Raw genomic sequence first — 23,233 nt, forward strand, 5'->3', positions numbered from 1 at the left:
CCGGCCGGCCCGTCAGACCTCTTCGACGCTGCTCGGCTCGCGCCGGGACAGGTCGATTCCGAGCTCCTCCGCCGCGCGGAAGACGTCCTCGTCCGTGTCGCGCATCTCGATGGACATGCCGTCCGAGGACAGCACCTCCACGTTGAGGCAGAGCGACTGCATTTCCTTGATGAGCACCTTGAAGGACTCGGGAATGCCCGGCTCGGGGATGTTCTCGCCCTTGACGATGGCCTCGTAGACCTTCACGCGGCCCAGGACGTCGTCGGACTTGATGGTGAGGAGTTCCTGCAGCGCGTAGGCCGCGCCGTACGCCTCAAGGGCCCACACCTCCATCTCGCCGAAGCGCTGACCACCGAACTGCGCCTTACCACCCAGCGGCTGCTGGGTGATCATCGAGTACGGGCCGGTGGAACGGGCGTGCAGCTTGTCGTCCACCAGGTGGTGCAGCTTGAGGATGTACATGTAACCGATCGAGATCGGGTCCGGGAACGGCTCGCCGGAGCGGCCGTCGAAGAGCCGGGCCTTACCCGAGGGCAGCACCATGCGCTGGCCGTCGCGGTTCGGGATCGTGGCCTCGAAGAGACCGGCGATCTCGTCCTCGCGGGCACCGTCGAACACCGGGGTGGCGACGTTGGTGCCGGGCTCGACGCGGTCGGCGCCGATCGCCGTGAGGCGACGCGCCCACTCCTCGCTGAGGCCGGAGACGTCCCAGCCCTGCGCCGCGAGCCAGCCGAGGTGGATCTCCAGGACCTGTCCCGGGTTCATTCGGGACGGGACACCCAGAGGGTTGAGGATGATGTCGACCGCGGTGCCGTCCTCCAGGAACGGCATGTCCTCGATCGGCAGGATCTTGGAGATGACGCCCTTGTTGCCGTGACGGCCGGCGAGCTTGTCACCGTCGGTGATCTTGCGCTTCTGTGCCACGTAGACGCGGACCAGCTGGTTCACGCCCGGCGGCAGCTCGTCGCCCTCCTCGCGGTCGAAGACGCGCACGCCGATGACCTTGCCGGTCTCGCCGTGCGGCACCTTCAGCGAGGTGTCACGGACCTCACGGGCCTTCTCGCCGAAGATCGCGCGCAGCAGGCGCTCCTCCGGGGTCAGCTCGGTCTCGCCCTTCGGGGTGACCTTGCCGACCAGGATGTCGCCGGCGACGACCTCTGCGCCGATGCGGATGATGCCGCGCTCGTCGAGGTCGGCCAGGACCTCCTCGGAGACGTTCGGGATGTCCCGGGTGATCTCCTCGGGGCCGAGCTTGGTGTCACGGGCGTCGACCTCGTGCTCCTCGATGTGGATCGAGGAGAGGACGTCGTCCTGCACCAGACGCTGGCTGAGGATGATCGCGTCCTCGTAGTTGTGGCCCTCCCACGGCATGAACGCCACCAGGAGGTTCTTGCCGAGCGCCATCTCACCGCGCTCGGTGGACGGGCCGTCGGCGAGCACCTGGCCGGCGATCACCCGCGCGCCCTCGTCCACGACGACCTTCTGGTTGAAGGAGGTGCCCTGGTTGGAGCGGGAGAACTTGGCCACCCGGTAGGTGTTGTAGGTGCCGTCGTCGTTGGCGACGGTGATGTAGTCCGCGGAGACCTCCTGGACCACACCGTCCTTGTCGGCCTTGATGACGTCACCGGCGTCGACCGCGCAGCGGTACTCCATGCCGGTGCCGACCAGCGGGGCCTGCGCCTTGAGCAGCGGCACGGCCTGGCGCATCATGTTCGATCCCATGAGCGCGCGGTTGGCGTCGTCGTGCTCGAGGAACGGGATCATGGCGGTCGCGACCGACACCATCTGGCGCGGCGAGACGTCCATGTAGTCCACGTCCTCACCGGGGACGTAGTCGATCTCGCCACCACGGCGGCGCACCAGGACGCGGGACTCCGCGAAGTGGTCGTCGTCGGTCAGCGGCGCGTTCGCCTGCGCGATGACGAAGCGGTCCTCTTCGTCGGCCGTGAGGAAGTTGACCTCGTCGGTGACGACGCCGTTCTCGTCGACCTTGCGGTACGGGGTCTCCACAAAACCGAACGCGTTGACCCGGCCGTAGGAGGCCAGCGAGCCGATCAGACCGATGTTCGGGCCTTCGGGGGTCTCGATCGGGCACATGCGTCCGTAGTGGGACGGGTGCACGTCACGGACCTCGAAGCCGGCCCGCTCACGGGACAGACCACCGGGGCCCAGCGCGGACAGACGACGCTTGTGGGTCAGACCCGACAGCGGGTTCGTCTGGTCCATGAACTGGGACAGCTGGCTGGTGCCGAAGAACTCCTTGATGGAGGCGACGACCGGCCGGATGTTGATCAGGGTCTGCGGCGTGATCGCCTCGACGTCCTGGGTGGTCATCCGCTCGCGGACGACGCGCTCCATGCGGGCCAGACCCGTGCGGACCTGGTTCTGGATGAGCTCGCCGACGTTGCGCAGACGACGGTTGCCGAAGTGGTCGATGTCGTCGACCTCGACGACCACGGAGGAACCGTTGTCGCCGGTGGTCTCGGTCTCGCCCGCGTGCAGCTTGACCAGGTACTTGATCGCCGAGATGACGTCCTCGACGGTCAGCACACCGGCGTCCAGCGGCGCGTCGGCACCCAGCTTCTTGTTGATCTTGTAGCGGCCGACCTTGGCCAGGTCGTAGCGCTTGGGGTTGAAGTAGAGGTTCTCCAGCAGCGTCTGCGCGGCCTCACGGGTCGGCGGCTCGCCCGGACGCAGCTTGCGGTAGATGTCGAGCAGCGCGTCGTCCTGGCCCTGGGTGTGGTCCTTCTCCAGGGTGGCGCGCATCGACTCGTACTCGCCGAACTCCTCGAGGATCTGCTCGGTGGTCCAGCCGAGCGCCTTCAGGAGGACGGTGACGGACTGCTTGCGCTTGCGGTCGATGCGGACACCGACCATGTCGCGCTTGTCGATCTCCATCTCCAGCCAGGCACCACGCGAGGGGATGACCTTGGCGGAGTAGATGTCCTTGTCGGACGTCTTGTCGATCTGGCTGTCGAAGTAGACACCCGGCGAGCGCACCAGCTGGGACACCACGACACGCTCGGTGCCGTTGATGACGAAGGTGCCCTTGTTGGTCATGAGCGGGAAGTCGCCCATGAAGACCGTCTGGGACTTGATCTCGCCGGTCTCGTTGTTGGTGAACTCGGCCGTGACGAAGAGCGGGGCCGCGTACGTGAAGTCGCGCTCCTTGCACTCGTCGATCGAGTTCTTCGGGGGCTCGAAACGGTGGTCGCGGAAGGTCAGCGACATCGACCCGGAGAAGTCCTCGATCGGGGAGATCTCCTCGAAGATCTCCTCCAGACCGGACTTGGTGGGGACGTCCTGACCACTGTCCAGGGCCGCCTCGACGCGAGCCTTCCAGGCGGCGTTGCCGAGAAGCCAGTCAAAGCTCTCGGTCTGCAGCGCGAGGAGGTTCGGGACCTCGAGGGGCTCCTTGATCTTCGCGAAAGAGATGCGCAGCGGGGCGGTGCTTGCGCCGTTGTTCGAATTGGCAGTCGAGGCGTTGCGCGAGGCGGCCAAGAGGGGGTCCTTCCGAGGGCTCGGACTCACTACGCGCGTACCGGTTCCGCCCCCGGGCGCAGACAAGGATGTCCTGGTCAGGACGGTTCCTCATGTGTGCTCAGGCTTGGGCTTGCCCCTGGTGACGGGCCAGGCGGCAGCTAACAGGCAGCGCAAAGGGTCAGTGTAGCCACTTGGCACACTGATGTCCAGTGCAGAGTTTCGGAGACCGGTGCTGCACCAATCTCGTCCTCCGGAGGGGTCGGTGAGATCCCCTTGTTGTGAGCCGTCATGCCCTCTTTCACGCTTGCCACGCTAGGCATTCCCGCATCGCCTTCGTTCCATGCCTCGGTCCATGGCCGATGTGACGACGCGTCCTGAGAATCGCGCGCTGCGTGCGGTTCGTCAAGGCCTGCGCCCCGCGGAGATCGTCACAGCTCGAGGAAGCAGACGGTCGCGGAACAGTGATGATCACCCTACCCGGGTCGGTCGCCGGACCGGGTGACGCACCACGCAAACGACCGAGGGCGGCCACCCGAAAGGGTGGCCGCCCCGCGGCTGATCAGCCCCCCGGAAGGGGCAGCGATCACTTGACCTCGACAGCCGCGCCCGCGGCCTTGAGGGACTCGGCGGCCTTCTCGGCGGCCTCCTTGTTGACCTTCTCGAGGACCGGCTTCGGGGTGCCGTCGACGAGGTCCTTGGCCTCCTTCAGACCCAGGGAGGTCAGCTCGCGCACGACCTTGATGACCTGGATCTTCTTGTCGCCGGCGCCGGTGAGGATGACGTCGAACTCGTCCTGCTCCTCGACGGCCTCGGCGGGGACACCCGGGCCCGCAACGCCGGCAACGGCGACCGGGGCGGCGGCGGTGACGTCGAACTTGTCCTCGAAGGCCTTCACGAACTCGGAGAGCTCGATGAGGGTCATCTCCTCGAACTGGGCGAGCAGGTCGTCCTGGCTGAGCTTCGCCATGATGGCGGTCCTTCCACTAATTCGGCTGGTGCCGGATGTACATGTCGGCGGGCGTACGGGCCCGCTAGAGCACGGGAGTGGTTACTCCGCGTCCTCGGCGGGAGCCGGCGTACCGGCACCGCCCTGCTCGGCCTTCGCGCGCAGCGCTTCCACGGTGCGAACGAGCTTCGACGGCAGGGCCTGGAAGACAGCAGCGGCCTGGCCCTGCTTGGCCTTCATGGCACCCGCCAGCTTGGCGAGCAGCACCTCGCGGGACTCGAGGTCCGCGAGCTTCTTGATCTCATCGGCGGACAGCGGCTTGCCGTCAAGCACACCGCCCTTGATGATGAGGTTCGGGTTCTCCTTGGCGAAGTCACGGAGACCCTTCGCCGACTCCACCGGGTCACCGGTGACGAAGGCGACCGCCGTCGGACCCGCGAACAGGTCGTCCAGAGCGGTGATCCCGGCCTCGTTGGCCGCGATCTTGGTCAGCGTGTTCTTCACCACGGCGTACTGGGCGTTCTCACCGAGCGAACGGCGCAGCGTCTTGAGCTGCGCCACGGTGAGACCGCGGTACTCGGTCAGCACGGCGGCGTTGGAGCTGCGGAACTTGTCCGTCAGCTCCGCGACCGAACCGGCCTTGTCGGGCCTCGCCATAGAGCCTCGGCCTCCTTCCGGGTGATTCGGACCGCGCGGGAAGGGGCCGGGCAAAAACAAACGCCCCGGCGCAGGCGCACGGGGCGTGACTCGACCGGGACCGCTAAAGCGATTCCGGGAGTACATCCACTGTCACCTGCGCGGGCCGTCCGCATCAGCGGATCCTTCGGCTGCCGCGCCCTCACGGGCGCGCCAACAACCAGCGGTCTTTGGCTTCCCCAGAAGAATACGTGAACGGATCCTCGCCAGGCAAATCCGCTATCGGGGCAGGTCAGCCCGTGGAGCCGGTGCCTCCGGACAGGTCGGACGGCTTCATGTTCTTGATCATCTTGAAGAGGTCGAAGGTGTCCTTCGCCGGCGGTGCCTCGACGGTGGCGGCGGTCCCGAAGTCGGAGTAGGTCGCGGCGACCCGGACCGTGCCCTCGGGCATCCTCATTCCGATCGCCATCCGGACCGGGAAGTGGTCCTCGTTGACCCAGATCTCGGTGTCGTACCCCTTGATGCCGGCCTTCTCGGCGTTGGCGATCGCGGTCTTGCGGTCCTTCTCGGAGACCAGGTCGGCGGCCTTGTTGGTGGCGATCATCTCCGCGAAGGAGAGCGTGCCCTTGTAGTGCTCGGTCTGCGCGCCGCCGACCTTCTCCGCGCCGACGTGCTTGAGGTTCGGCGACTGGAGCAGCAGGGCGAGCTGCTCGGCCGGGTCCTGGTTCATGTTCTCCAGGCCGGCGGTCATCCGCTTCTGCATCTCCGCGTCGCCGCTCGCCTTGGCCGCCGCCGCGAAGTCCATCTTCATCCAGCGCTTGCCGTCCGTCTCGGCGGCCATGCTCGCGCCCATGTCCATGTACATGACGTTGTCCAGCATCTTCATGCGCACCTGGGAGGGGCCGTCCGGGGCGCCCCCGGTGAGCGCGGAGCCCGTGACGGTGACGTCCATGACCGCGGGGTCCCAGCCCTGCACACCGGAGATCTGCGTGGTGCCGCCGCCCTGTGCCCCGGCGGGCGCGGTGATGGTCATGCGGACCTTGGCGGACTTCGCCTCGGAGGTCGTCGTGAAGGCGGCCTTGATGGCCTTGGCGATCTCGCTCTGCGACAGCACCCGGGAGACCGGCGAGCCGTCGGCCTTCTTCCGCTTCTTCCCGCCCCCGTCACCGTCGTCGCAGCCCGCGGCACCGGCGACGACGGCCACCGCCGCCAGACAGACGCCCGCACGCTTCCATCCGGACATGCTCATGCTTTCCCACCCCATGCTGTTCGTGTGCTGTGAGTCCCCCGTGAAACCTGGGCCACCGTAACGCACGCCACTGACAGGGCCGTACGCAATAAAACCGGCCCCGCGCCTCCCGGAGGAGGTGCGGGGCCGGTTCACATCACACGAGCCGCGGGGGCCCGACCCGGTCAGACGGCGGCCGGGTCCTCCTCGACGAGGAGGTTGCGGGTGCGGTTCGGGTCGACCGGGATGCCGGGGCCGATCGTGGTGCTGATGGCGGCCTTCTTGATGTAGCGGCCCTTGGCGGCGGACGGCTTCAGACGAAGGATCTCGTCCAGGGCGGCGCCGTAGTTCTCGACCAGCTGCTGCTCACCGAACGAGGTCTTGCCGATGATGAAGTGCAGGTTCGAGTGCTTGTCGACGCGGAACTCGATCTTGCCGCCCTTGATCTCCGTGACGGCCTTGGCCACGTCGGGGGTGACGGTGCCGGTCTTCGGGTTCGGCATCAGACCACGGGGGCCGAGGACGCGGCCGAGGCGGCCGACCTTGCCCATGAGGTCCGGGGTGGCGACGACGGCGTCGAAGTCCAGACGGCCCTTCGCGACCTCGTCGATCAGCTCGTCGGCACCGACGATGTCGGCGCCCGCGGCACGCGCGGCCTCGGCACGGTCACCGGTCGCGAAGACCAGGACCCGGGCGGTCTTACCGGTGCCGTGCGGAAGGTTCACGGTGCCACGGACCATCTGGTCGGCCTTGCGCGGGTCGACGCCCAGACGGAAGGCCACCTCGACGGTGCCGTCGAACTTGCTGGTGGAGGTGTCCTTGGCGAGACGGACGGCCTCGAGGGGCGCGTACATACGCTCCCGGTCGATCTTGGCGTCCGCAGCGCGGAGAGACTTGCTGCGCTTGCTCACTACTGCTCCTGTGTGTCTTGAGGAGTCGTGGTGCGGGCCGAGCAGGCCCTACCACGGAACTGCCGGTGGTGTGGTCAGCCCTCGACCGTGATGCCCATGGAACGAGCGGTGCCGGCGATGATCTTCTCCGCGGCGTCCAGGTCGTTCGCGTTGAGGTCGGGCAGCTTGGTCGTGGCGATCTCGCGGACCTGGTTGCGCGTAAGCTTCGCGACCTTGGTCTTGTGCGGCTCGCCGGAGCCCTTCTCCACGCCCGCAGCCTTGAGGATCATGCGGGAGGCCGGCGGGGTCTTGGTGATGAAGGTGAAGGAACGGTCCTCGTAGACCGTGATCTCCACCGGGATCACCCAGCCACGCTGCGACTCGGTGGCCGCGTTGTAGGCCTTGCAGAACTCCATGATGTTGACGCCGTGCTGACCCAGCGCCGGGCCCACCGGCGGGGCCGGGTTGGCCGCGCCGGCGTTGATCTGGAGCTTGATAAGCCCCGTGACCTTCTTCTTCTTGGGAGGCATGTGCTCTCTCCGGGTCCTAGTGAGAGTTTTCCTGCCTGCGAGCAGGCATACCGCACCACGATAGCGGGTATCGTGCCGAGCTCTGAAACCGGGCAGGTCAGAGAGGCTCTCGGGCGGCGCCTCCCGCCCTCGGCCGACCCCGCCGATGCGCGCTTCCGCGGCAGGCCGCGGCCTGCGCACGCGCTCCGCAGACGATCTGGCAGGCCCGCCCGGGGCGGGCGGGCAAAGGACGCCTCAACGGCCGCCGTGTCCGGCGAGGACCGCGTCATGGGCTTCCCGCCGGGCACGGGGCCGGCGGCACCGCCGACCGTCGCCGCACGCGGAAGAGCCCCCGCCCGGCGGGAAACCGCGGGCGGGGGCTCTTCCGGTGTTCGGGGTCCGCTAGTTCTTCTGGATCTGGTCGAAGCTGAGCTCGACCGGCGTCTCGCGGCCGAAGATCTCCACGAGGCCCTTGACCTTCTTCGAGTCCGGGTTGATCTCGTTGATCGTGGCCTGCAGCGTCGCGAACGGGCCGTCGGTGACGGTGACCGAGTCGCCCACCTCGAAGTCCAGCACCTGGACCTCGACCTTGCGCTTCGGCACGGCGCCGCCCTCGCCGCCCTCGGCGGCGGCGGCCAGCTCCTCGACCTCCGGGGCCAGCATCTTGGTGACCTCGTCCAGCGTCAGCGGGTACGGGTCGTAGGCGTTGCCGACGAAGCCGGTGACGCCGGGGGTGTTGCGGACGACGCCCCAGGACTCGTTCGTCAGGTCCATGCGCACCAGCACGTAGCCGGGCAGCTTGTTCTGGCGGACGGTGCGGCGGTCGCCGTTCTTGATCTGGACGACCTCTTCCTGGGGCACTTCGGCCTGGTAGATGTAGTCCTCGACGTTCAGCGAGACGGCGCGCTGCTCCAGGTTGGACTTCACGCGGTTCTCGTAGCCGGCGTAGGTGTGGATGACGTACCACTCGCCGGGGAGCACGCGCAGCTCCTCGCGGAACGCGGCGACCGGGTCGACCGGGGCCTGCTCCTCCGCGGCTTCCTCACTCGTGGCCTCGTCAGCCTCGTCCGTCTCGTCCTCGTCGACGACCTGGACGGCAGCCTGCTCGGCGGGCTCGCCGGCGGCCTCGTCTGCAGCCTCCGCCTGGTCGATGTCGCCGTCGGCTGCCTCGACGATGTCGAGCGCGGTGTCGTCGCCCTCGACGGTCTCGTCGGCGTCGTACAGGTTCGGGTCAGACACGGTCGCTGCTTCTTCCTTCACGATGTGGAACAGGCGGTCCGGCGCCGCGGGCGCCCTCCGCGGGAGGAATCACCCGAAGACGTACGAGACGCCCTTGTTGAATCCCCAGTCAATCACGGTAACGAGCGCGATGATGACCACAACGAAGACAATCACCACGCTGGTGTAGGTGACCAGATCGTTGCGCGTGGGCCAGACGACCTTGCGGAGCTCCGCGACGATCTGGCGGTAGAAGAGCGCGAGGCGCGCGAGGGGGCCCTTCTTGCCGCGCTTGCCGCCGCGGCGGGGCTTCTTCGAACCGGCGTCCGCGGATTCACTGTCGGGACGACCACTTTCAGGCGTCGCGGTGGAGCCCAGGGCTTCCGTCACTCGTCCTCACCTGAATCCGGTTCGTTTGCCGAAACAATCCTCAAAGCGTCTGCCTGCTTGTAGCAGGGCCGGAGGGACTCGAACCCCCAACCGCTGGTTTTGGAGACCAGTGCTCTACCAATTGAGCTACGACCCTTTGAGTGCCCCCCAACGTACCGCATCCGAGCGGCTGCACGATGTGTGCAGCCAAGATCAGCTTGCGGGGGCCATCGACGGATGAGTGTACGTGTTCGCGGGCCGGGCGTCGAATGCGGAGCGTGTCCGGGCGCGGTTCGGCGAGGTTCCGCTCGGTTCCGCCCGGAACGTGAACTCGTGTGCTCCGGTGCCGCCGGGTCTGCGACGATGCAGGCATGACCGCTGCAACTGAACGACGCGTGTCGGCCCGCATCGGGTCGATCTCCGAGTCCGCGACGCTCGCCGTGGACGCGAAGGCCAAGGCCCTCAAGGCCGCCGGGCGACCGGTCATCGGCTTCGGAGCCGGCGAGCCCGACTTCCCGACCCCCGACTACATCGTCGAGGCGGCCGTGGAGGCGTGCCGCAATCCGAAGTTCCACCGCTACACGCCGGCCGGCGGTCTGCCGGAGCTGAAGGCGGCGATCGCCGCCAAGACGCTGCGCGACTCGGGCTACGAGGTCGACGCCTCCCAGATCCTGGTCACCAACGGTGGCAAGCAGGCCATCTACGAGGCCTTCGCCGCGATCCTCGACCCGGGTGACGAGGTCATCGTCCCGGCGCCGTACTGGACGACCTACCCCGAGTCGATCCGGCTGGCCGGCGGTGTCCCGGTGGACGTGGTGGCCGACGAGACCACCGGCTACCGGGTCTCCGTCGAGCAACTGGAGGCCGCCCGCACGGAGAAGACCAAGGTCGTGCTCTTCGTGTCGCCGTCCAACCCCACCGGCGCGGTCTACACCGAGGCCGAGACCGAGGCGATCGGCCGCTGGGCCGTCGAGCACGGCCTGTGGGTGCTGACCGACGAGATCTACGAGCACCTGGTCTACGGCGGCGCCGCCGCGGTCTCGCTGCCGGCGCTCTTCCCCGAGCTGCGCGACAAGTGCGTCGTCGTCAACGGCGTGGCCAAGACCTACGCCATGACCGGCTGGCGCGTGGGGTGGATCATCGGCCCCAAGGACGTCGTGAAGGCCGCCACCAACCTGCAGTCGCACGCCACCTCGAACGTGAGCAACGTAGCGCAGGTCGCCGCCCTGGCGGCCGTCTCCGGCGACCTGGTGGCCGTGGCCGAGATGCGCAAGGCCTTCGACCGCCGCCGCCAGACCATCGTGCGGATGCTCAACGAGATCCCCGGTGTCGTCTGCCCCGAGCCGGAGGGCGCGTTCTACGCGTACCCGTCGGTCAAGGCGCTGCTCGGCAAGGAGATCCGCGGCAAGCGGCCGCAGAGCTCCGTGGAGCTGGCCGAGCTGATCCTGGAGGAGGCCGAGGTCGCCGTGGTCCCGGGCGAGGCCTTCGGAACCCCCGGCTACCTGCGTCTGTCGTACGCGCTCGGTGACGAGGACCTCGTCGAAGGCGTCTCCCGGATCCAGAAGCTGCTGGGCGAGGCCAAGGCCTGAGCCTGTTCGGACCGCCCCGCGGGCCCCCTGACCGGCCGGTCAGGGGGCCCGCGTGTGTGTGCGGGCAAGCCCTCGTTCGGGGAAAGCGGCCGAAAGCGGTACCGGCACCCCCCACCGGTGCGGCAGGATCTGTGGATGGCACGCGATGTATCCCTCCTCCCCAAGGCGCACCTCCACCTGCACTTCACCGGCTCGATGCGGCCCGCGACCCTGCTGGAGCTCGCCGACAAGTACGGGGTGCACCTCCCCGAGGCGCTGACCTCGGGCGAGCCGCCCAGTCTGCGAGCGACCGACGAGCGCGGCTGGTTCCGCTTCCAGCGCCTGTACGACATCGCGCGTTCCGTGCTCCGCTCCCCCGACGACATCCGGCGTCTGGTGCACGAGGCCGCCGAGGAGGACGCCCGCGACGGCTCGGGGTGGCTGGAGATACAGGTCGACCCCACCTCGTACGCACCGCGCCTGGGTGGGCTGATCCCGGCGATGGAGATCATCCTGGAAGCGGTGGAGACCGCCTCCCGGGACACGGGCGTGGGCATGGCCGTCCTCGTCGCGGCCAACCGCACCAAGCACCCGCTGGACGCCCGTACGCTGGCCCGCCTCGCGGTGCGCTACACCGACCACGGGGTGGTCGGCTTCGGGCTCTCCAACGACGAGCGCCGGGGGCTGGCCCGGGACTTCGACCGCGCCTTCGCCATCGCCCGGGAGGGCGGGCTGCTGGCGGCTCCGCACGGCGGCGAACTGGCGGGTGCGGGAAGCGTCCGGGACTGCCTGGACGACCTCCACGCGAGCCGGGTCGGGCACGGCGTACGGGCGGCCGAGGACCCGCGGCTGATGGCGCGGCTCGCGGAGCGCGGCGTCACCTGCGAGGTGTGCCCGTCGTCCAACGTCGCCCTCGGCGTCTACGACCGGCCCGAGCAGGTGCCGCTGCGCACCCTCTTCGACGCCGGGGTGCCGATGGCGCTGGGCGCCGACGACCCGCTGCTGTTCGGCTCGCGGCTCGCCGCGCAGTACGAGCTGGCCCGGCGGGCGCACGGCTTCACCGACGAGGAGCTGGCCGAGCTGGCCCGCCAGTCGGTACGCGGTTCGGCGGCGCCGGAGGGCGTGCGGAACAAGCTCCTGGCGGGGATCGACGACTGGCTCGGCGACTGATCCCGGCCGGGACGGGCGTGGGCGACCGCCGGCGGCTCAGAGGCTGACGCCGACCGTCACCGGCTCGTTGACCAAAGTGATCCCGAAGGCCGCGTGGACGCCGTCGACGACCTCGCGGGCGAGCGCGAGCAGGTCGGCGGTCGTCGCCCCGCCCCGGTTGGTCAGGGCCAGGGTGTGCTTGGTGGAGATCCGCGCGGGGCCGGTGCCGTAACCCTTGGTGAAGCCCGCCTTGTCGATCAGCCAGGCGGCGGAGGTCTTGATGCGGCCGTCGCCCGCGGGGTAGGCGGGGGGCGCGGTGTCCGGGCCGAGCCGGTCGTGGACGCGGGTCAGGAAGTCCGCGTATCCGGCCTCGGTGAGGATCGGGTTGGTGAAGAAGGAGCCCGCCGACCAGGTGTCGTGGTCCTCGGGGTCCGACACCATGCCCTTGCCCGAGCGCAGCTTCAGCACCGTCTCGCGGACGGTGGCCAGGGGCACCCGGTCGCCCGTACCGACGCCGAGGGCGCGGGCCACCTCGGCGTACTTCAGGGGGCCGGACATGCCGTCGGCGTCCTCCAGGGCGAAGCGCACCCGCAGCACGACGTAGCGCGCGGGGTCCGCCTTGAAGCGGCTGTGCCGGTAGGAGAAGGCGCACGCGGCTTTGGGCAGGACGACCGTCCCGCCGGTGGTCCGGTCGTACGCGATCACCTCGGTGATCGTGCCGGCGACCTCCTGGCCGTACGCGCCCACGTTCTGGATGGGCGTGGCCCCGGCGGAGCCCGGGATGCCGGCCAGGCACTCGACGCCCGCCAGGCCCGCCTCCACGGTGCGGGCGACGGCGTCCGTCCACACCTCGCCCGCCGCGAGCTCCAGCTCGGTGCCGTTCAGCTCGAAGCCGCCGGTGGCGATGCGCAGCGCGGTTCCGGCAAAGCCCTCGTCGCCGATCACCAGGTTGCTGCCGCCGCCGATGATCAGCAGCGGGGTCCCGGCGGCGTCCGCCTCCCGGACGGCCTCGACGACCTCGGCGTCCGTGGTCGCCGTCACCAGGCGGGTGGCGGGACCGCCGAGGCGGAAGGTGGTCAGGGGCGCGAGCGGGGCGTCGTTGAGTACGTGCACGGCATTCAGGGTACGGGGGCGGGCGGCCCGGCCAGGGATGCCGCCCGTCCCGTGACCGATCAGAGCGCCTCGAGGACCGTCGCGTTGGCCAGTCCGCCCGCCTCGCACATCGTCTGCAGCGCGTAGCGCGCGCCCCGGGCCCGCATGGCGTGGACGAGGGTGGTCATCAGCCGGGTGCCGCTGGCGCCGAGCGGGTGCCCCAGCGCGATGGCGCCGCCGTTGACGTTGACCTTGGCGGGATCGGCGCCGGTCTCCTGGAGCCAGGCGAGGACGACGCTCGCGAAGGCCTCGTTGACCTCGAAGAGGTCGACGTCCGCCAGGTCCAGCCCGGCGCGGCGCAGCACGCGTTCGGTGGCCGGGATGACGCCGGACAGCATCAGCAGGGGGTCGGAGCCGGTGACGGCGAAGCTGTGCAGCCGGGCGAGCGGGCGCAGGCCCAGGCGCTCGGCGGTCTCGCCACTGGTGATCAGCACGGCGGAGGCCCCGTCGTTGACCGGGCTGCTGTTGCCGGCCGTGACCGACCACTCGATCTGCGGGAAGCGCTCGGCGTAGCCGGGGTCGGCGAAGGCCGGGCGCAGCCCGGCGAGGATCTCGGGTGTGGTCGTGGGACGGACGGACTCGTCCGTGGTGAGCCCGGCCAGCGGCGCGACCTCGGCGTCGAAGGCGCCGGCCGACCAGGCGGCGGCGGCCCTGCCGTGCGACTCGGCGGCGAAGGCGTCCATCGCCTCGCGGCTCAGCGACCACTTGGCGGCGATCAGCTCCGCGCTGATGCCCTGCGGGACGAGTCCGCCGGGGAAGCGCGCGGCGACGCCCGGGCCGAACGGGTCCGCGCCGGGTGGCACGTTGGACCACATGGGGACCCGGCTCATCGACTCCACACCGCAGGCCACGACGACGTCGTACGCGCCGGCGACGACGCCCTGCGCGGCGAAGTGCACGGCCTGCTGGGAGGAGCCGCACTGCCGGTCGACCGTGGTGGCCGGGACGGAGTCCGGGAAGCCCGCCGACAGCCAGGCCCAGCGGGTGGTGTTCATGGCCTGCTCGCCGACCTGGTCGACGGTGCCGCCGATGACGTCGTCGACGAGCGCCGGGTCGATCCCGCTGCGGCCGACGAGCTCCTTGAGGGTGTGGGCGAGCAGCTCCACCGGGTGCGTACCGGCGAGCGCACCTCCCGGCTTGCCCTTGCCGATGGGGGTGCGGACGGCTTCGACGATGACGGCGTCGCGCATGACGTTCTCGCCTTCTGCGGGAGTGGGGACTGGGTTAGTTTGATTTTCAAACCATGACGCGAAGACGAGCGTAGGGCGAGTGGGTTTGGAATCACAACCCGCTGTGTGAGACTGGGCCGGTGAGCCCGACCACACCTGCGCCCCCACTGCCGGGGCGTCCCTGCTCCGCCGCCGCGGCCCTGCACGTCGTCGGTGAGAAGTGGGCGCTGCTCGCGGTCCGCGAGATCCTCTACGGAAACCGGCGTTTCGACGCCCTCGCCCGCAACACCGGCGCTCCCCGCGACCGCCTCACCGCGCGGCTGCGCGCCCTGGAGGAGGCCGGCATCGTCGAACGACGCGCTTACAGCGAGCGGCCGCCGCGGTACGAGTACCACCTGACGGAGGCGGGGCGCGATCTCGCGCCGGTCATCCGGGCGCTGGTGGCGTGGGGCGACAAGTGGGCGGTGGAGGAGCCGCCGGTGGTGCTGCGGCACCGGGGGGACCACCCGGTGGACGCCGTCGAGTACTGCCGCACGTGCGGAGACGAGGTCCACGACCGCGACCTCGCGCTCGACATCCGGAGCGAGGGATGGACTCCCGAGGGGCGGACGGAGGCAGCGCCGCCCGGCTGAGCGGGGGCGCGTCATGCGGGGAGCGAGCCCGCCCCGGGGGGACGGGGCGGATGGAGCATGACGCGAGGCGGGTGCGCCACGTCGGCGCACCCGCCTCGCGTGAGGCGCCGTCAGGGCGCCGCGTCGACCAGGGGCTTGGACGGGACCGGGTTCGTCTCGGGGGCCTTCGCGGCACGGCGGCCCGGGACGAGGAGCGCCGCGAGCGCGCCGACCGCGACGGCGGCCGCGCCCACCCAGAGCGCCGGGGTGAGGCCGCCGACGAACCGCGTCGCGGACTCGTAGCCGCCCTGGGCGGAGAAGACCGCCGCGAGGGTGGCGACGCCGAGGGCCCCGCCGACCTCGCGGAGGGCGTTGTTGGCGCCCGAGGCGATGCCCTGCTCCTCCGGCCGGACGCTGCCCATGACGATGTTGGCGCTCGGCGCGAAGTACATCGCCATCCCGATGCCGCTCACGACCAGCGCCGGCACCTGCGACGCGTACGACATGCCCGGCTCCACGATCAGCGCGAACCAGCCGAGCCCCACCGCCTGCAGGGCGAGCCCGGCGGCCACGACCGGGCGGCCGCCGATGCGGTCGGAGAGGAAGCCGGCGATGGGCGCGACGAGCATCGGCATGCCGGTCCAGGGCAGCATGCGCAGCCCCGCCTCCGTCGGGGAGTAGCCCGCGACGCCCTGGAGGAACTGGCTGAGCAGGAAGATCGAGCCGAACATCCCGAGGAACATCAGCAGGCTGGCCGCGTTGACGGCGGCGAAGGCGCGGCTGCGGAAGAGCCGCATCGGCAGGATCGGGTTGCGGGCGCGGATGCCGTGCAGGACGAAGGCGGCCAGCAGCACACCGCCGCCGATGAGGCCGCCCAGGACCGGGCCGCTGGCCCAGCCGTCGGCGTTGCCGCGGACGAGGGCGTAGACGATGCCGAACAGACCCGCGCTGGCGAGCACGGTGCCGGTCACGTCGAGCCGGGGGTCGGGGCCGTGGCTCTCGGCGAGCCGCAGCCGGGCGAGGGGCAGGAGGAGCAGGCCGATCGGGACGTTCAGCCAGAAGATCCACTGCCACGAGATGTGCTCGGTGAGCGAGCCGCCGATGAGCGGTCCGGCGGCGACCGCGAGGCCGTTGACGGCGCCCCAGATGCCGAACACCATGCCGCGCCGCTCGGGCGGGACGGTGGCCGAGAGCAGGGTGAGGGTGAGCGGCATGAGGATCGCGGCGCCGACACCCTGGACGGCGCGGGCGGCGATGAGTTCGCTCATGCCGGGGGCGAGCGCGGCGGCGGCGGAGGCCGCGGAGAAGACGCCGAGCCCCACGAGGAACATGCGCCGGCGGCCGAAGCGGTCGCCCAGGGCGGCGCCGAACATCAGGAGGACGGCGAAGGTGAGCGTGTAGGCGCTCACCGTCCACTCCAGGTCCTCCAGGGCGCCGCCGAGGTCCGCGCGGATGGAGGGCAGCGCCGTGGTGACGACCAGGTTGTCGAGCGCCGCCATGAACCCGGCGACGCTGGTGATGACGAGTGCCCAGACGACGCTGCCGCGCCTGGCCTCCGTCGGTTGCTGTGCCATGAACTCCCCCAGCTGATTAGTAATTGATCAATAACTTTCATGGCCATGGGTCGGCCCCGGAAGGGCCGGCACCACCCGTCAGCCCTTACCCGGGAAGCGGTCGGCGTAGAGGTCCACGATCCCCGACCAGCCGCGCTCGTCCTGCGGGACACCGAGCGCCACCAGCACGTTCACGAGCATCCCCGTGCCGAAGAACTGCGCCATGTCGCCGTCGGCCGCCCCCGTGCGCGCCCTGACGTAGTCCCACAGGCCCAGCCAGCCGCGCCGGCAGGCCTCGCGGATCTCCTCGTCGTCGACGGCGGCCACGTACATCTGGAGCTGCATCCGCAGGACGTCGCCGCCCCCGACGAGCTCCTGGTACGAGCCGCACATCGCCTCGAACGCCTCCTCCCCCTCCAGCCCCTCGGCCGCCTTCTCGAAGTGCGCCTCGATCGTCTCGACGCACCGCGCCGCGGCGGCCAGGAACAGCGCCTTCTTGTTCGGGAAGAGCCGGAAGAGGTAGGGCTGCGACACACCCATGCGTTTGGCGATGACGCCGGTCGAGGTGCCGTTGTAGCCACCCGTGCCGAACTCCGCCATCGCCGCGCGGACCGCCGCCTCGCGGCGCTCGTCCGCACTCATCCGCATCCCGTCGCCTGCCATGCGAAGTAAGTTATCAGTCAATAACAAGCTGGGGCAAGAGGAAGGCGGCGGGCACGCCCGCCGCCCTCTCCTCGCGGCTACGCGAGCCGGACCACCGCGCGGGACATGCCCAGCACCTTCTGCCCGGCGCTGACGGCCGTCACGTCCACCCGGACCGTGCGCTCGTCGTCGTCCAGCTTGGCCGCGACCTTGGCGCTGACCTCGATCAGCGCACCCGTGCCGTCGTTCGGCACCACGACCGGCTTGGTGAAGCGGACGCCGTATTCCACGACCGCACCCGGGTCGCCGGCCCAGTCCGTCACCACGCGGACCGCCGAGGCCATGGTGAACATGCCGTGCGCGATGACGTCCGGCAGGCCGACCTCCCTGGCGAACTTCTCGTTCCAGTGGATCGGGTTGAAGTCACCGGAGGCGCCGGCGTACTGCACGAGTGTGGCGCGGTTCACGGGGAAGGACCGCGTCGGCAGTTCGGTGCCGACCTCGACCTCGTCGTAGGAGATCTTCGCCGTCATCGGTCACTCACCCTCCGGCGCGCGCGCCACCAGTTTCATCAGCGCCGTCACCACGTGCTCGCCGCTCTCGTCGTGGACCTCGCCGCGGACGTCGATGACGTCGTTGCCCGCGAGCGACTTGATGGCCTCGATGGTGACCGTCACCGACAGGCGGTCACCGGCCCGCACGGGGCGGGTGTAGCTGAACTTCTGGTCGCCGTGCACCACCCGGCCGTAGTCCAGTCCCAGCTCCGGGTCGAGGACGACCTGCCCCGAGGCCTTGTATGTGATCACGAACGGGAAGGTCGGCGGCGCGATCACGTCCTGGTGGCCCAGGGCCTTGGCCGCGTCGGGGTCGGTGTAGACCGGGTTCGGGTCACCGACGGCCTCGGCGAACTCGCGGATCTTCTCCCGGCCCACCTCGTACGGAGCGGTGGGCGGATACGTCCGCCCCACGAAGGACTGGTCCAGCGCCATCGGCACCTCCTGGAGCTGTGATGTACGCGTCGGCGGGTCCGCCAACGCCAAGAGGCCGCCCCCGTTGGCAGGGGCGGCCTCGTTGGTCTTACGGCCTGGGTCAGCGCGTCTCGCGGTGCGCGGTGTGCGCGTTGCAGCGCGGGCAGTGCTTCTTCATCTCAAGACGGTCCGGGTCGTTGCGCCGGTTCTTCTTGGTGATGTAGTTCCGCTCCTTGCACTCCACGCAGGCCAGCGTGATCTTCGGGCGGACGTCGGTGGCGGCCACGTGAGTGCTCCTTGACGAACGGCAATAAGGTTTGAACACGGAAAGAGTAGCCGATTGAGGGACCGATCCCACAATCGGCTACGCGGGTAGCGGCGACCGGACTTGAACCGGTGACACAGCGATTATGAGCCGCTTGCTCTACCGACTGAGCTACGCCGCTTCGATGAAAAGATCACCCGCCGGGTGGCGGGTCATCCGATCACCAGAGCCCCAATACGGAATCGAACCGTAGACCTTCTCCTTACCATGGAGACGCTCTGCCGACTGAGCTATTGGGGCGAGCGAGGAAGACATTACACGGTCCGCCGCCGAAGGTGAAATCCGTATCTTGCGGGCAGTCGCCGGACCACCTCCCGCCTCCGCCGCCCCAGCCGCTCGGCCCCATACGTCACTTGACGTCACCAGTACGACTATTCGCTCTTCCCGGACGGACCGGGCGCAGCCCCCTAGGCTCGGAACCGCGTGATCTTGCCTCCGGCCCCGAGGAGCGCGATGACCGACAGCCAGCCGCAGCAGCCCACCGACCCCCCGCTCGGTGAAGCCGCCCCAGCCCCCGCCCTCCTGCTCTGCGGTGCCCGCCTCGCCGACGGCCGCACCGTCGACGTGCGTCTGGCCGGAGCGCGCATCGAGGCCGTCGGCACCGCCGGCAGCCTCCACGAGGGCACCCGGGTCGACCTCGGCGGCTACCTCCTGCTGCCCGCCCCCGCCGAACCCCATGCCCATCTCGACACGGCGCTGACCGCCGGCTCCGCCGGCCCGCCCTCGTACGACGCCGAGGACGTGCAGCGCAGGGTCACCGAGGGCGCCCTCCACCAGCTCGGCCACGGCGCCACCGCGGTCCGCACCCACATCCGCATCGGCGACGTACAGGGGCTGCGCGCCCTGGAGGCGGCGCTGCAGGCCCGGCGCGCGCTGCGCGGCCTGGTCGACGTGCAGACCGTGGCCGTGCCCCGGGTGCTCACCGGGCCCGCGGGCGCTGACGGCCTCGCCGTGCTCCGCGACGCCCTCAAGATGGGGGCCGACGTCGTGGGCGGCTGCCCCGACCTCGACCCCGACCCGGCCGGCTACGCGGAGACCGTGCTCACCGTCGCCGCCGAGTTCGGCCTCCCCGTCGACCTGCACACCGACGCCGCCGACCCGGCCCGGCTCTCCCGGCTCGCCGCGATGGCGGGAGGGCTGCGCCCCGGCGTCGCCCTAGGCCCGTGCGGCGGCCTGACCCGGCTCCCGTACGACACCACCGTCCGCCTCGCCGGGCAGCTCGCCGCCGCCGGGGTCTCGCTGACCGCCCTCCCCCAGGGCGGCTGCGGCGCAATGGAGTCGGTGCGCCGGGGCGGCACCGCGCCGGTGCGGGCCCTGCGGGCGGCCGGCGTCCGGATCGCCGCGGGCAGCGGCGCACTGCGCGATCTGGCCAACCCCGTCGGCCGCGGCGACCCCTTGGAGGCGGCCTTCCTGCTCGCCACGCACGGCGAGTGCGCCCCCGGGGAGGCCTACGAGGCGGTGAGCCGGGACGCCCGCGCGGTCATGGGCCTGCCCGAGGTGCGGGTGGAGGCGGGCTTCCCCGCCGAACTGCTCGCGGTGCGCGCCGACCGGCTGGAGAGCGCGCTGTCGCTCGCGTACAGCCGGATCGTCATCCACCGGGGGCGGGTCGTCTCGCGGACCAGCGCGGTGCGCGAGTACACCGACACCCTGGCGCTCGACCTGCCACGTCAATCGAGGAGCCGCCGTGACCCGGCATGAACGGCACGCCGGGCGTAGCGTCGGTGGCATGCGCACTGTGATTGCTGGTGGACATGGACAGATCGCGCTGCGGCTGGAACGGCTGCTCGCCGCGCGCGAGGACGAGGTGGCCGGCATCATCCGCAGGCCGGAACAGGCCGATGACCTGCGCGAGGCCGGCGCCGAGCCGATCGTGCTCGACCTGGAGTCGGCGTCGGTGGACGAGGTGGCCCGGGCGCTGACCGGCGCGGGCGCGGTCGTCTTCGCCGCGGGCGCGGGGCCGGGCAGCGGCGCCGCCCGCAAGGAGACCGTGGACCGGGACGCCGCCGTGCTGCTGGCCGACGCGGCCGAACGCGCGGGCGTACGCCGTTACCTGATGGTCTCCGCGATGGGGGCGGAGGCCGACCCCCGCCCCGGCACCGACGAGGTCTTCGCCGCCTATCTGCGCGCCAAGGGAGCCGCCGACGCCGAGGTGCGCCGCCGTGCCGCCCTGGAGTGGACGATCGTCCGCCCCGGCCGTCTGACCGACGACCCCGGCACGGGGCGGGTCCGGCTCGCCGCGGACACCGGGCGCGGTTCGGTAACGCGTGACGACGTCGCGGCGGTCCTCGCGGAGCTGCTCGACACACCCTCGACGGCGGGGCTCACCCTGGAACTGATCGAGGGTCACACACCGGTGTCAGTCGCGGTGAAGGACGTCGCCGGCAACTGAACCGCACCCCGGAACGGATGCCTCGGCCCCCGGACCCCGTTTCCGCGAGGCGCGGATGCGGGCTGGGGCGGGCGGGTAGAGGGGGAACGGCCGAGATGCGATCAGCACGGCTCTGGGCTGCACTTGATCGTATCGGGACGGCCAGCACCATCCCCTGACGTCACGGAGAGAGCATGCCGATGAAGCCCCCGGCACCCCCGTTCACCCGCGAGACCGCGATCGAGAAGGTCCGTCTCGCGGAGGACGCCTGGAACAGTCGCGACCCCGAGAAGGTGTCCCTCGCCTACACACCGGACAGCCGGTGGCGGAACCGCGGCGAGTTCCTCCACGGGCGGGAGGAGATCGTCGCGTTCCTCACCCGGAAGTGGACGAGGGAGCAGGAGTACCGGCTCATCAAGGAGCTCTGGGCCTTCGACGGCAACCGCATCGCGGTCCGCTTCGCCTACGAGTGCCACGACGACTCCGGCAACTGGTACCGCTCCTACGGCAACGAGAACTGGGAGTTCGACGACGAGGGCCTGATGCGCGTACGCCTGGCCAGTATCAACGACACCCCCATCGCCGAGTCGGAGCGCAAGTACCACTGGCTGCTGGGACGGCGGCCCGACGATCACCCGGGTCTTTCCGACCTCGGGTTCTGAGCGACCCGCGCCTGCTGCCGCAACTCCACCCGGGCCGCGGGCGAGCGGCCCGGACCGGTACGCCAATAGGGGTGCCAGAACAGACGGCAGGAGAGCCACAGCAGACGTCGTCGCAGCAGCGCCGCATGCGCCGGCTCCGCTGCGAGTCGCGCGTAGGTGCGGTGCCATTCGCGCTGCGCCTGCACCAGATCGGGCGGGAACACGGTGTTGGCCATGCACGCAATTCCATCACGTGTTCGATTTTCTGCGCACGTCTCACACGTCACTCGTAGGGGTGAGCTTGCGGCGGAGCCCGGCGTCGGACGTCCTACGGCCCCGGGACTCCCCCGCACCCCGGGGCCGTAGGAGGGCACCGACGACAGGGGGCGGCCTACAGGTTCAGGACGATGAGGGCCCCCACACCGCCCAGGCCCAGGGCGACGGCGGCATCGGCCCAGCCGCCCCTCCCCCAGCGGAAGTAGCGGTCCAGCGCGAGCCGCCCGGGGCCGATGGCGGCGACGCCGAGGGCGACGACGGTGATGGCCAGGTTGTACTCGATGCCACCCTGCTCGTCCCACAGCCCGCGGGCGCCGGTCACGGTGGCCATGGCATTGATCATCACGCCGATCAGAGCAGCCGCGGCGAGCGGGGTGAACAGCCCCAGCGCCAGCCCCACGCCACCCAGGAACTCCGAGGCCCCGCAGATGGCGGCGTAGACCTTGCCCGGCGAGTAGCCCAGCATCTCGAAACCCTTGCCGGTGCCGGTGAGCCCCTGGCCGCCGAACCACCCGAGGGTCTTCTGGAGCCCGTGCCCCGCCATCAATACGCCGAAGGTGAGCCGGATCAGCAGCAGGCCGCAGTCGCCGGCGGTCACCCGCGGCCGTGCCGTCGGGGCGCCCTCGGTCTGCGGCGGAACGCGCAATCGCTCAGCTATGTAGTTCATGGGGAACCCTCTTCTGCCCCCAAGCCCCGACGGGCGGCGCCGGCCGTCCCGGGGACCAGCGGAGCGTGTTGGTGCGGTCACCACGGATCACACAGGCATCCCTCCTCCCTCAGAAGGCACGCGATGCCTGTGTGCCGCTTTCAACCACTTTCCCCTCTTTGGTACATCTCATCCCGAAATACTGGAAGTGCCGAATGGCACCGGTGACCTCGCCCCCTCGGAGCCGCAGGCACGGGGCCCGGTCGTCCGGGGTGTCCGGAGTGGCTGGAGTGTCCGGACTCGCGAAGTGGAAGGGAACCGAGAGGACGGATGCCTGCGCCCGGCCGGCCCGGGCGGCGGCGTCCGCCAAGGGGTGGCGGCGGCTCGCGTCCCGCTCCCCGCCGAGGTACCGCGACGCCGCGCCCCGGTGGATCGTGGCCAGGTGCTGCTCACCAGCGGGATCCGCGGTGATCGCCGGCAGGTCCACGAACCAGTCGTGGCGGGCGATCCGGTCGCCGTGGTGGTCGTAGCGTCCGCCCACGACGAGCCGGGCGTCGTGGAGCCCGGGTCCGCGGGCCCAGCCGGCCAGGAAGACGACGCGGACCGCAGGGAACAGGTTGTCCCGCAGGACGTACCCGTCGACCTCTTCCCGGACCCCCGGCGAGGGCATCGCCCACCATTCGGACGCGGTCGTGCCCGCCGTTCCCGGCTCCCTCCCCCTGCGCCCCGCGCGGCGGGGCCCGCCGGACGCCACCGTACGGTGCAGCCTCAACCGGGCTCGCGGCGAAAGAAGTTGCGGGGCCGTGCAACCCCCCGCTCGTTTTCGGGAGTACCTACGAACAGACGTCCACGCGGCGGCCACCACATCCGGTGGCCGCCGCAGGCC

Annotated in this window: 24 protein-coding genes and 3 tRNA genes; 6 read left to right on the plus strand and 21 right to left on the minus strand. The window is 70.4% G+C overall.

Going from position 1 to position 23,233, the window contains the following annotated elements; genetic code table 11:
* Positions 1–12: 12 nt before the first annotated feature.
* From rpoB to OIE69_RS17805, 9 genes are all read right to left on the minus strand, one after another.
* Positions 13–3,501 (minus strand): DNA-directed RNA polymerase subunit beta, encoded by a 3,489-nt coding sequence (gene rpoB, locus OIE69_RS17765; protein ID WP_089226436.1) that lies wholly within the window; start codon positions 3,499–3,501, stop codon positions 13–15.
* 565 nt (positions 3,502–4,066) lie between these two features.
* Complete coding sequence (rplL, locus tag OIE69_RS17770) at positions 4,067–4,450, minus strand: 50S ribosomal protein L7/L12 (protein WP_326572873.1); 384 nt, start codon at positions 4,448–4,450, stop codon at positions 4,067–4,069.
* Between the two features lie 81 nt (positions 4,451–4,531).
* Complete coding sequence (gene rplJ / locus OIE69_RS17775) at positions 4,532–5,086, minus strand: 50S ribosomal protein L10 (RefSeq protein WP_089226434.1); 555 nt, start codon at positions 5,084–5,086, stop codon at positions 4,532–4,534.
* Positions 5,087–5,357: 271 nt separating this feature from the next.
* A complete protein-coding gene (locus OIE69_RS17780) occupies positions 5,358–6,308 on the minus strand; it encodes a hypothetical protein (RefSeq protein WP_326581224.1) in 951 nt (316 codons plus the stop codon).
* A gap of 170 nt (positions 6,309–6,478) precedes the next feature.
* Positions 6,479–7,204 carry a 50S ribosomal protein L1 gene (gene rplA, locus OIE69_RS17785; RefSeq protein ID WP_326572874.1) on the minus strand — a complete coding sequence of 242 codons (726 nt, stop codon included), beginning with the start codon at positions 7,202–7,204 and terminating at the stop codon, positions 6,479–6,481.
* A gap of 74 nt (positions 7,205–7,278) precedes the next feature.
* On the minus strand, positions 7,279–7,713 hold the full coding sequence (rplK, locus tag OIE69_RS17790) for a 50S ribosomal protein L11 (protein WP_018558856.1): 435 nt from the start codon (positions 7,711–7,713) through the stop codon (positions 7,279–7,281).
* 381 nt (positions 7,714–8,094) lie between these two features.
* The gene (gene nusG, locus OIE69_RS17795) at positions 8,095–8,931 is read right to left on the minus strand and encodes a transcription termination/antitermination protein NusG (protein ID WP_326572875.1); all 837 of its coding nucleotides are present in this window, start codon (positions 8,929–8,931) and stop codon (positions 8,095–8,097) included.
* Between the two features lie 69 nt (positions 8,932–9,000).
* Positions 9,001–9,300, minus strand: a complete 300-nt coding sequence (secE, locus tag OIE69_RS17800; RefSeq protein WP_326572876.1) for a preprotein translocase subunit SecE — start codon at positions 9,298–9,300, stop codon at positions 9,001–9,003.
* A gap of 63 nt (positions 9,301–9,363) precedes the next feature.
* A tRNA-Trp gene (locus tag OIE69_RS17805) sits at positions 9,364–9,436 on the minus strand.
* A gap of 214 nt (positions 9,437–9,650) precedes the next feature.
* Here OIE69_RS17805 and OIE69_RS17810 point away from each other — a divergent pair.
* A complete protein-coding gene (locus tag OIE69_RS17810; protein ID WP_326572877.1) occupies positions 9,651–10,868 on the plus strand; it encodes a pyridoxal phosphate-dependent aminotransferase in 1,218 nt (405 codons plus the stop codon).
* 135 nt (positions 10,869–11,003) lie between these two features.
* The gene (locus OIE69_RS17815) at positions 11,004–12,017 is read left to right on the plus strand and encodes an adenosine deaminase (protein ID WP_326572878.1); all 1,014 of its coding nucleotides are present in this window, start codon (positions 11,004–11,006) and stop codon (positions 12,015–12,017) included.
* Positions 12,018–12,053: 36 nt separating this feature from the next.
* Here OIE69_RS17815 and OIE69_RS17820 read toward each other — a convergent pair whose 3' ends face one another.
* Together OIE69_RS17820 and OIE69_RS17825 are read right to left on the minus strand one after the other, a co-directional pair.
* Positions 12,054–13,109, minus strand: coding sequence for a UDP-N-acetylmuramate dehydrogenase (locus OIE69_RS17820; protein ID WP_326572879.1), 1,056 nt, complete (start codon positions 13,107–13,109; stop codon positions 12,054–12,056).
* A gap of 59 nt (positions 13,110–13,168) precedes the next feature.
* A complete protein-coding gene (locus tag OIE69_RS17825; RefSeq protein WP_326572880.1) occupies positions 13,169–14,338 on the minus strand; it encodes a thiolase family protein in 1,170 nt (389 codons plus the stop codon).
* 119 nt (positions 14,339–14,457) lie between these two features.
* Here OIE69_RS17825 and OIE69_RS17830 point away from each other — a divergent pair, with 119 nt between their 5' ends.
* Positions 14,458–14,949 (plus strand): winged helix-turn-helix transcriptional regulator, encoded by a 492-nt coding sequence (locus tag OIE69_RS17830; RefSeq protein ID WP_326572881.1) that lies wholly within the window; start codon positions 14,458–14,460, stop codon positions 14,947–14,949.
* A gap of 110 nt (positions 14,950–15,059) precedes the next feature.
* On the opposite strand, the gene OIE69_RS17835 is transcribed toward OIE69_RS17830, so the two are convergent.
* The 7 genes from OIE69_RS17835 to OIE69_RS17865 form a co-directional block, all read right to left on the minus strand.
* On the minus strand, positions 15,060–16,502 hold the full coding sequence (locus OIE69_RS17835; protein WP_326572882.1) for a DHA2 family efflux MFS transporter permease subunit: 1,443 nt from the start codon (positions 16,500–16,502) through the stop codon (positions 15,060–15,062).
* 78 nt (positions 16,503–16,580) lie between these two features.
* Entirely contained in the window at positions 16,581–17,144 is a 564-nt protein-coding gene (locus OIE69_RS17840) for a TetR/AcrR family transcriptional regulator (protein WP_326572883.1), read from the minus strand.
* 77 nt (positions 17,145–17,221) lie between these two features.
* Positions 17,222–17,656 carry a MaoC family dehydratase gene (locus OIE69_RS17845; RefSeq protein ID WP_326572884.1) on the minus strand — a complete coding sequence of 145 codons (435 nt, stop codon included), beginning with the start codon at positions 17,654–17,656 and terminating at the stop codon, positions 17,222–17,224.
* Positions 17,657–17,659: 3 nt separating this feature from the next.
* Positions 17,660–18,112: a MaoC family dehydratase N-terminal domain-containing protein gene (locus tag OIE69_RS17850; protein WP_018558845.1), complete on the minus strand. Its 453-nt coding sequence runs from the start codon at positions 18,110–18,112 to the stop codon at positions 17,660–17,662.
* 100 nt (positions 18,113–18,212) lie between these two features.
* Positions 18,213–18,377: a 50S ribosomal protein L33 gene (gene rpmG / locus OIE69_RS17855; RefSeq protein WP_004571794.1), complete on the minus strand. Its 165-nt coding sequence runs from the start codon at positions 18,375–18,377 to the stop codon at positions 18,213–18,215.
* Positions 18,378–18,464: 87 nt separating this feature from the next.
* Positions 18,465–18,537, minus strand: a tRNA-Met gene (locus OIE69_RS17860).
* Between the two features lie 46 nt (positions 18,538–18,583).
* Positions 18,584–18,656 (minus strand) — tRNA-Thr (locus OIE69_RS17865).
* Positions 18,657–18,869: 213 nt separating this feature from the next.
* Between OIE69_RS17865 and OIE69_RS17870 the strand changes: the two genes are divergently transcribed.
* From OIE69_RS17870 to OIE69_RS17880, 3 genes are all read left to right on the plus strand, one after another.
* Positions 18,870–20,114, plus strand: coding sequence for an amidohydrolase family protein (locus tag OIE69_RS17870; RefSeq protein WP_326572885.1), 1,245 nt, complete (start codon positions 18,870–18,872; stop codon positions 20,112–20,114).
* A 28-nt stretch (positions 20,115–20,142) separates the two neighbouring features.
* Positions 20,143–20,805, plus strand: coding sequence for an NAD(P)H-binding protein (locus OIE69_RS17875; RefSeq protein ID WP_326572886.1), 663 nt, complete (start codon positions 20,143–20,145; stop codon positions 20,803–20,805).
* 173 nt (positions 20,806–20,978) lie between these two features.
* Positions 20,979–21,446: a nuclear transport factor 2 family protein gene (locus OIE69_RS17880; RefSeq protein ID WP_326572888.1), complete on the plus strand. Its 468-nt coding sequence runs from the start codon at positions 20,979–20,981 to the stop codon at positions 21,444–21,446.
* On the opposite strand, the gene OIE69_RS17885 is transcribed toward OIE69_RS17880, so the two are convergent.
* The 3 genes from OIE69_RS17885 to OIE69_RS17895 all read right to left on the minus strand — a co-directional run bounded on the left by OIE69_RS17885 (position 21,416) and on the right by OIE69_RS17895 (position 23,017).
* Entirely contained in the window at positions 21,416–21,661 is a 246-nt protein-coding gene (locus OIE69_RS17885; protein WP_326572889.1) for a hypothetical protein, read from the minus strand. The genes OIE69_RS17880 and OIE69_RS17885 overlap by 31 nt on opposite strands.
* A 155-nt stretch (positions 21,662–21,816) precedes the next feature.
* Positions 21,817–22,368: a DoxX family protein gene (locus OIE69_RS17890; protein WP_326572890.1), complete on the minus strand. Its 552-nt coding sequence runs from the start codon at positions 22,366–22,368 to the stop codon at positions 21,817–21,819.
* Positions 22,369–22,477: 109 nt separating this feature from the next.
* A complete protein-coding gene (locus OIE69_RS17895; protein ID WP_326572891.1) occupies positions 22,478–23,017 on the minus strand; it encodes a hypothetical protein in 540 nt (179 codons plus the stop codon).
* Positions 23,018–23,233: the final 216 nt, after the last annotated feature.

It is taken from the genome of Actinacidiphila glaucinigra, assembly GCF_035918135.1.
Classification (GTDB): domain Bacteria; phylum Actinomycetota; class Actinomycetes; order Streptomycetales; family Streptomycetaceae; genus Actinacidiphila; species Actinacidiphila glaucinigra.

Coding starts and splice junctions, on each gene's coding strand:
- OIE69_RS17895 (WP_326572891.1), bottom strand. CDS start 23,017: ATGCCCTCGCCGGGGGTCCGGGAAGAGGTCGACGGGTACGTCCTGCGG.
- OIE69_RS17845 (WP_326572884.1), bottom strand. CDS start 17,656: ATGACGGCGAAGATCTCCTACGACGAGGTCGAGGTCGGCACCGAACTG.
- OIE69_RS17875 (WP_326572886.1), top strand. CDS start 20,143: ATGCGCACTGTGATTGCTGGTGGACATGGACAGATCGCGCTGCGGCTG.
- OIE69_RS17780 (WP_326581224.1), bottom strand. CDS start 6,308: ATGTCCGGATGGAAGCGTGCGGGCGTCTGTCTGGCGGCGGTGGCCGTC.
- OIE69_RS17835 (WP_326572882.1), bottom strand. CDS start 16,502: ATGGCACAGCAACCGACGGAGGCCAGGCGCGGCAGCGTCGTCTGGGCA.
- OIE69_RS17885 (WP_326572889.1), bottom strand. CDS start 21,661: ATGGCCAACACCGTGTTCCCGCCCGATCTGGTGCAGGCGCAGCGCGAA.
- OIE69_RS17870 (WP_326572885.1), top strand. CDS start 18,870: ATGACCGACAGCCAGCCGCAGCAGCCCACCGACCCCCCGCTCGGTGAA.
- OIE69_RS17810 (WP_326572877.1), top strand. CDS start 9,651: ATGACCGCTGCAACTGAACGACGCGTGTCGGCCCGCATCGGGTCGATC.
- OIE69_RS17890 (WP_326572890.1), bottom strand. CDS start 22,368: ATGAACTACATAGCTGAGCGATTGCGCGTTCCGCCGCAGACCGAGGGC.
- OIE69_RS17850 (WP_018558845.1), bottom strand. CDS start 18,112: ATGGCGCTGGACCAGTCCTTCGTGGGGCGGACGTATCCGCCCACCGCT.
- rplK (WP_018558856.1), bottom strand. CDS start 7,713: ATGCCTCCCAAGAAGAAGAAGGTCACGGGGCTTATCAAGCTCCAGATC.
- OIE69_RS17815 (WP_326572878.1), top strand. CDS start 11,004: ATGGCACGCGATGTATCCCTCCTCCCCAAGGCGCACCTCCACCTGCAC.
- rplL (WP_326572873.1), bottom strand. CDS start 4,450: ATGGCGAAGCTCAGCCAGGACGACCTGCTCGCCCAGTTCGAGGAGATG.
- OIE69_RS17840 (WP_326572883.1), bottom strand. CDS start 17,144: ATGGCAGGCGACGGGATGCGGATGAGTGCGGACGAGCGCCGCGAGGCG.
- rplJ (WP_089226434.1), bottom strand. CDS start 5,086: ATGGCGAGGCCCGACAAGGCCGGTTCGGTCGCGGAGCTGACGGACAAG.
- OIE69_RS17825 (WP_326572880.1), bottom strand. CDS start 14,338: ATGCGCGACGCCGTCATCGTCGAAGCCGTCCGCACCCCCATCGGCAAG.
- OIE69_RS17880 (WP_326572888.1), top strand. CDS start 20,979: ATGCCGATGAAGCCCCCGGCACCCCCGTTCACCCGCGAGACCGCGATC.